The sequence below is a fragment of the Micromonospora echinofusca genome, from assembly GCF_017614955.1.
In the GTDB taxonomy this organism is placed as follows: Bacteria; Actinomycetota; Actinomycetes; order Mycobacteriales; family Micromonosporaceae; genus Micromonospora; species Micromonospora echinofusca_A.
On sequence record NZ_WVUH01000372.1, the window covers coordinates 1 to 6605 of the forward strand.

Sequence of the window (6605 nt, forward strand, 5' to 3'; positions counted from 1 at the left end):
ACCCGGGGCGGGGGCAGGGCGATCCAGGTGGCCCGGGCCCGGGCCAGCAGCGTGCCGTCCGGGGCGTACAGGGTGGAGTGCACCAGCGCCTTGCGCCCCTCGGTGCCGATCAGCGCGCCGACCACCACGCACTCCGTACCGGGCGCGGGCAGGTCGTGCACCTCGGCGGCGACCCGGCCCAGCACGTACGGCCGACCGGGGGCGATGACCGCCCAGCCGCCCGGACAGTCCAGGGCCGCCCAGACCACGGCCGGCTCGACCGTCTCCGGCACCACGAACGGGGCGGCGGTGCGCCCGTCGGACAGCGGACCGGGGAAGATCCGCAGTCCGGCCGGGGCCTGCGGCCCGCAGACGTAACAGGTCGGAAAGGGATGGTCGACGAACCCGGGGTACCTGGTCGACGCGTCGACCGCGGTGGCCCGGTCCACCCCCGGCACGGTCGCGTCGACCGGTCCGACCGGCCGGACCCGGGCGATCACCGTGCCGTCCGGGTCGCGGATCTCGTCGTCGACGGCGGTCAGCGGTACGTCCAGCGGGGGCGGTCGGAGCAGGGTGACCTCGGCGGGACCGGCTCCGGCCAGGGCGGTGGCGAACCGGCCGGCGCAGTAGCCGCCGTTACCGGAGCCGGGTGGGCCGTTGAACCGGGTCTCGATGATCACCTGTGGTACCTCCCGTGCGGCGGGACCGGCGCCGGCCCGCGTACCCCGGCAGCCTGCCACGCCGGTGCCACCGGTCGGCCGCCGGCTGGCTGGCGGGCACCGGTCGGCCGGCGGGCCGCCGGGAGCCGGTCCGCAGGCCGGGGCCGACCACCGGCGTTCACCGGATCGACACCGGACGAATCGTCAGGCGAGCGACGCCGGCAACCCGCCACCCCTACACAGTGCCCATGACTGTTCTGCACACCGTCGACGTACCGATCACCACCAGCGGCTACACCCTGCTCATCGCGGACCGCCCCGACCAGGTCGCCGCCGCGCAACGCCTGCGGCACGAGGTCTTCGGCGCCGAACTCGGTGCGACCCTGCGGCCGACCACCGAGGGGCTGGACACCGACGAGTTCGACGCGGTCTGCGACCACCTGCTGGTCTGCGAGAACGCCACCGGGGCGGTGGTCGGCACGTACCGGCTGCTGCCCCCCGGCCGGACCGACCGCTGGTACGCGGAGAGCGAGTTCGACCTGGGCGGGCTGGCCGCCCTCCGCGACGACCTGGTGGAGGTGGGCCGGTCCTGCGTGCACCCCGACCACCGGACCGGGGCGGTGATCAACCTGATGTGGGCCGGCATCACCCGGTACCTGCACCTGCGTGGCCTGCGCTGGCTGGGCGGCTGCGCGTCGGTGCCGCTGGCCGACGGCGGGGCCACGGCGGCGGAGGTCTGGGCGCAGGTCAGTGCCCGGCACCTGGGTCCGCCGCCGCTACGGGTCCGCCCGGTGCTGCCCTGGCTGTCCGGGGCGCCGCCGGTCGGCGCCGGGACGACCGGGGCCCGGCCGGCGGTCCCGCCGCTGCTGCGCGGGTACCTGCGGCTGGGCGCCTGGGTCTGCGGCGAGCCGGCGTACGACCCGGACTTCAACTGTGCCGACTTCTACGTGCTGCTCTCGATGGACCGGATCCACCCGCGCTACCTGCGGCACTTCCTCGGGGAGACGGGCCGGTGAGCGTGCTGTGGCGACCCGTGTCGTCCTGCGGACCGGCCTGCCTGCCGACGGCCACCGGGACCGGGGTACCCCGGCGTCGGCAGGTCAGCCGGCTGGTCGCGCTGCTCGGTGTGCTGGCCGGTGGCGTGGCGCTGCTGGCCGTACTCCCGGTGCTGACCCGGCAGGCCCGGGGCGCCACGGGCCGACGGTGGGCCCGGACGGCGCTGGCCGCCCTGGGGGTCCGGCCGACGGTGCGCGGGCGGTTGCCGCGCGGACCGGTGCTGCTGGTCGCGAACCACATCTCCTGGCTGGACGTGCTGGCGGTGCTGGCGGTCACCCCGGCGCGGATGGTCGCCAAGACCGAGGTGCGCGGCTGGCCGCTGCTCGGCGTGGTGGCCCGGGCCGCCGGGACGATCTTCGTGGACCGGGCCCGGCCCCGGGCACTGCCGTCGACGGTGGCCGAGGTGGCGACCGCGCTGCGGGCCGGCCGGTCGGTCGCGGTCTTCCCGGAGGGTACGACCTGGTGCGGCGCGGTCGGGGCGGCGCGCTGTCCGGCGGGCGGGCCGTTCCGGCCGGCGATGTTCCAGGCGGCGATCGACGCCGGGGTGCCGGTGGTGCCGCTGCGGATCGGGTACGGGGTGGGCGCGTCGGGTGCCGGCGCGACCGCCCCCGCGTTCCTCGGTGACGAGAACCTGTGGTGCTCGTTGCGCCGGGTGCTCTCCTCGGACGGGCTGACCGTGTCGGTGACGGTGGGCGGTGCCCTGCACCCGCAGCCCGGGGCGGACCGGCGGCCGCTGTCCCGCGCCGCCGCCTCGACCGTCCGGCTCGGTCCGGTACGCCCGGCGCTTCACCCGGTTTCCTGACAGTCGGGGTGTCCGCCCCGGGAGCCGACCTTGTCATGTCGCGATGTATCGCGTTAGCGTGGCACCTGTCGGCAGTGTGCCGGCACCTGCCGAACGGCGGACGTGATCGCGGTGACCGTCACCGGAGGCCGCCGGTGCCGACCCGGACGAGGAGCGACGATGGCGAACTGGACGGTCGACAGCCCGCAGCGGATCCCCCTGGACGGCGCCGTGACCCGGCTCGACGTGGACCTCGTCGCCGGACGGCTGAACGTGGTCGCCGCCGACGGTCCCGCCCGGCTGGAGGTCACCCGAATCGGTCGGCGGCCGGTCCTCGTCGGGTACGCCGACGGCCGGCTGCGGGTACACCAGGAGCGCCCCCGGCGCTGGCAGGGCTTCCTCCGGACGGTGTTCGCGCACTGGCCGAAGGTCGACGTGTCCGTCGCGGTCCCCGCCGGGACGCTGGCCGACCTGCGGCTGGTGGCCGGCGCGGTGGTCGCCTCGGGACTGCGTCACGAGACCCGGGTCGACGTCACCTCGGGACAGGTCACCCTGATGGGGCTCGCCGGCCGGACCACGGTGAAGCTGGTCGACGGCCCGGTCGAGGCGCTCGGCGTGGCCGGGGAACTGACCATGGAGACCGTCTCCGGTGAGCTGATCCTCGCCGACAGTCCGGCCGACCGGATCCGGGCCACCGCCGTCTCCGGCGCGATCACCTGCGACCTGGACAACCCCGCCGGCAGCGACATCCAGCTCGACACGATCTCCGGCAGCATCACCGTCCGGGTCCGTGCGGACAGCAGCCTGGCCGTCCGGCTGCACACCACCTCCGGACGGATCACCAGCAGTTTCCCCGAGGTACGCAGCGACCGGCGGATCGGTTCGGTGACCGACAGCGCGGGGACCCTCGGCACCGGCGACGGTAGACTCTCCGCGTCCGCCACCTCCGGGAGCATCGCGCTGCTCGCCCGACCGGCGGTCGACGCCGAGCCCGAGGAGCTGCCGTGACCGCCGTGTTCAGCCACGGGCGGCTCCGGCTCTACCTGCTCAAGCTGCTCGACGACGGTCCCCGGCACGGCTACGAGCTGATCCGGCTCCTGGAGAACCGCTTCCTCGGCCTGTACGCCCCGAGCGCCGGCACCATCTACCCCCGGCTGCAACGGCTGGAGGTCGAGGGTCTGGTCACCCACACCGCCGCCGGTGGCCGGAAGGTGTACGAGATCACCGAGGCGGGACGGGCCGAGCTGCGCCAACGGTCCGCCGAGCTGACGACCCTGGAGTCGGACATCAACGCCTCGGTGCAGGACCTGTCCAGGCTGGCCGGCCGGATCCAGGACGAGGTCCGGGGCTCGGTCCGCGACCTGAAGCGGGAGCTGCGGGAGGTGGCCCGGGAGAGCCGGCGGGCCGGCCGTCCGGTGTCGACCCCCACCATGCCCGCCCCCGTGCCGCCGGGTACCTCCGGACAGGCCGAGCTGATCGCCGGGATCGACCAGCGGCTGGTCGAGTTCTCCGCCGAGGTGGGCCGGCTGGTCCGGGCCGCCCGGTTCACCGACAACCAGCTCCGTACCGTGGTCCGGTTGCTCGACGGCACCCTGGACGGGATACGCCGGCTGCTGCGCTGAACACCCCCGGTGATCTCTCAGCTACCTTTCAGCCGATGTCCAGCGCGGACGCAGCCGGGGCGGGGATGATGGCGGCCATGGCAGCACCGCAGACCGAGGCCCGACTGCTCGTCGTCGAGGACGATCCCAACATCCTCGAACTGCTCTCCGCGAGTCTGCGGTTCGCGGGCTTCGACGTGACGACCGCGACGAGCGGCAGCGCGGCGGTCAGCGCGGCCAAGGACCGCCGCCCCGACCTCGTGGTGCTCGACGTGATGCTGCCCGACCTCGACGGCTTCGAGGTGATCCGGTTGATGCGCGAGGGCGGCACCCGTACCCCGGTCGTCTTCCTCACCGCCCGGGACGCCACCGACGACAAGATCCGGGGTCTCACCCTCGGCGGCGACGACTACGTCACCAAGCCGTTCAGCCTGGAGGAGCTGACCGCCCGGATCCGGGCGGTACTGCGCCGGACCACCTCCGGGGAGCACGCGCCCTCCCGGCTCACCTTCGCCGACCTGGAACTGGACGAGGAGACCCACGAGGTGCACCGCGCCGGGCAGCGCGTACAGCTCTCGCCGACCGAGTTCAAACTGCTGCGCTACCTGATGCTCAACGCCAACCGGGTGCTGTCCAAGGCGCAGATCCTCGACCACGTCTGGAACTACGACTTCCGGGGCGACGACAACATCGTCGAGTCGTACATCTCGTACCTGCGACGCAAGGTGGACAACGCCCAGCCGCGACTGATCCACACCCTGCGGGGCGTCGGATACGTGCTGCGCAAGCCGGCGGCGTGAACCCCCAACTGAGGGGGCGGTTACGGGGCGTGCCACTGCGGATCAAGCTGGTCGCCTCGGTACTGAGCCTGGTCGCCGTCGCGCTGGTGGTGATCAGCGCGCTGACCGCGTTCTTCCTGCACAGCTACCTGGTCGGTCGGGTCGACGGTGAGCTGGAGGCGTACCTGGCCCGGGCCCAGCAGTCCCGGCCCAGCGAGGTCAGCTCGAACAGCCTGCCCAGCGACTACATGCTGGTGGTCGCCCGGCGCAGCATCGGCCTGGGGTTCATCACCCACGACAGTTCCCTGTCGAAGCCGGACCTGCCGGCCTCGCTGTACCAGCTCTCCTGGTACGAGGAGCACGCCAACGGGAAGGCGTTCACCGCCGACGCGGCGGACAAACGACTGCGCTGGCGGGTGATCGTCCGGCAGGTCAGCGACGACGAGTTCATCGCGGTCGGGCAGAACATGGTCGACATCGACCAGGCGGTCCGGCAACTGGTCTGGATCGACGTCCTGGTCGGCGGGGCGGTGCTGATCCTGCTCGCCTCGCTGGGCGCGGCGATCGTCCGGACCAGCCTGAAACCCCTGGTGCAGATCGAGCAGACCGCAGCCGCCATCGCCGGGGGTGACCTGACCCGCCGGGTACCCGACCCGGAGTACGGCGAACCGGAACCGAGATCCGAGCTGGGCCGGCTCTCCCGGGCGCTGAACGCCATGCTCACCCAGATCGAGGCGGCGTTCACCGCGCGGGCGGCCTCCGAGACCGCCGCCCGCTCCGCCGAGTCGGCGGCCCGGGACGCGGCCCACGCGGCGCAGGTCTCCGAGGCCCGGGCACGCCGGTCCGAGGAACGGATGCGGCAGTTCATCGCGGACGCCTCACACGAGCTGCGTACCCCGCTGACCACCATCCGGGGCTTCGCCGAGCTGTACCGGCAGGGCGCCGTCGCCTCGCCCGAGGACACCGCCCGGCTGCTGCGCCGGATCGAGGACGAGGCGTCCCGGATGGGACTGCTCGTCGAGGACCTGCTGCTGCTGGCCCGACTGGACCGGGAACGACCGTTGGCGCTGGCCCCGGTGGAACTGCCGGTCCTCGCCGCAGACGCGGTACAGGCCGCCCAGGCGGTCGCCCCGGACCGGGACATCACGCTGGAGGTCGAACCGGGCGCCGGCCCGCTCGTCGTCTACGGCGACGACGCCCGGCTGCGCCAGGTGCTGGGCAACCTGATGACCAACGCGATCACCCACACCCCGCCGGACTCCTCGGTCACCCTGCGGCTGCGCGGCGAGTCCGGGAACAGCGCCGTGGCCGAGGTCGTCGACACCGGTCCGGGGCTCTCACCCGAGCAGGCCGAACGGGTCTTCGAGCGGTTCTACCGGGCCGACGCCGCGCGTACCCGCCGGGCCGGCGGGGCCACCGGGACCGGCCTCGGACTGGCCATCGTCGCGGCCCTGGTCGCCGCCCACCACGGCAGCGTCGAGGTGCTGCCCACCCCGGGCGGTGGGGCCACCTTCCGGGTACGGCTGCCACTCGTGGTGGACGACCACGAGACGCCCGGTGACTGACTCTCAGGAAAGTTCCAGCCCGAACACAGGCGGACCGCAGAGCGGAGAGGAAAGGTAGGGGCATGAGCGAGCACGAGACCGACCCGCAGCGGCGGCCGGCCGACACCGGCGCTGAGCCGTCGTACCCCACTGCCGAGCTGCCCCCGGTCGGGCGCGGGCCGTCGGACTCCACGGCGCCACCGGTG

7 protein-coding genes are annotated in these 6605 nt (G+C 73.8%); 6 read left to right on the forward strand and 1 reads right to left on the reverse strand.

What is annotated here, in order from left to right; translation table 11 throughout:
* Nucleotides 1-659, reverse strand: a 659-nt coding sequence (locus GSF22_RS28650; protein ID WP_208816925.1) for a hypothetical protein, incomplete at its 3' end; no start/stop codon positions are given.
* 236 nt (nt 660-895) lie between these two features.
* Here GSF22_RS28650 and GSF22_RS28655 point away from each other — a divergent pair.
* The 6 genes from GSF22_RS28655 (at nt 896) to GSF22_RS28680 (ending at nt 6420) form a co-directional block, all read left to right on the forward strand.
* Nucleotides 896-1654, forward strand: coding sequence for a GNAT family N-acetyltransferase (locus tag GSF22_RS28655; protein ID WP_439957815.1), 759 nt, complete (start codon nt 896-898; stop codon nt 1652-1654).
* Nucleotides 1651-2496, forward strand: a complete 846-nt coding sequence (locus tag GSF22_RS28660; RefSeq protein ID WP_208816929.1) for a lysophospholipid acyltransferase family protein — start codon at nt 1651-1653, stop codon at nt 2494-2496. The genes GSF22_RS28655 and GSF22_RS28660 overlap by 4 nt, the downstream gene beginning before the upstream one ends.
* Nucleotides 2497-2655: 159 nt before the next feature.
* Nucleotides 2656-3483: a DUF4097 family beta strand repeat-containing protein gene (locus GSF22_RS28665; protein ID WP_208816931.1), complete on the forward strand. Its 828-nt coding sequence runs from the start codon at nt 2656-2658 to the stop codon at nt 3481-3483.
* Nucleotides 3480-4097, forward strand: coding sequence for a PadR family transcriptional regulator (locus tag GSF22_RS28670; protein ID WP_208816933.1), 618 nt, complete (start codon nt 3480-3482; stop codon nt 4095-4097). The genes GSF22_RS28665 and GSF22_RS28670 overlap by 4 nt, the downstream gene beginning before the upstream one ends.
* Nucleotides 4098-4174: 77 nt before the next feature.
* On the forward strand, nt 4175-4876 hold the full coding sequence (locus GSF22_RS28675) for a response regulator transcription factor (RefSeq protein WP_208816936.1): 702 nt from the start codon (nt 4175-4177) through the stop codon (nt 4874-4876).
* Nucleotides 4873-6420, forward strand: a complete 1548-nt coding sequence (locus GSF22_RS28680) for a sensor histidine kinase (RefSeq protein WP_208816934.1) — start codon at nt 4873-4875, stop codon at nt 6418-6420. Before GSF22_RS28675 ends, GSF22_RS28680 begins: the two co-directional genes overlap by 4 nt.
* Nucleotides 6421-6605: the final 185 nt, after the last annotated feature.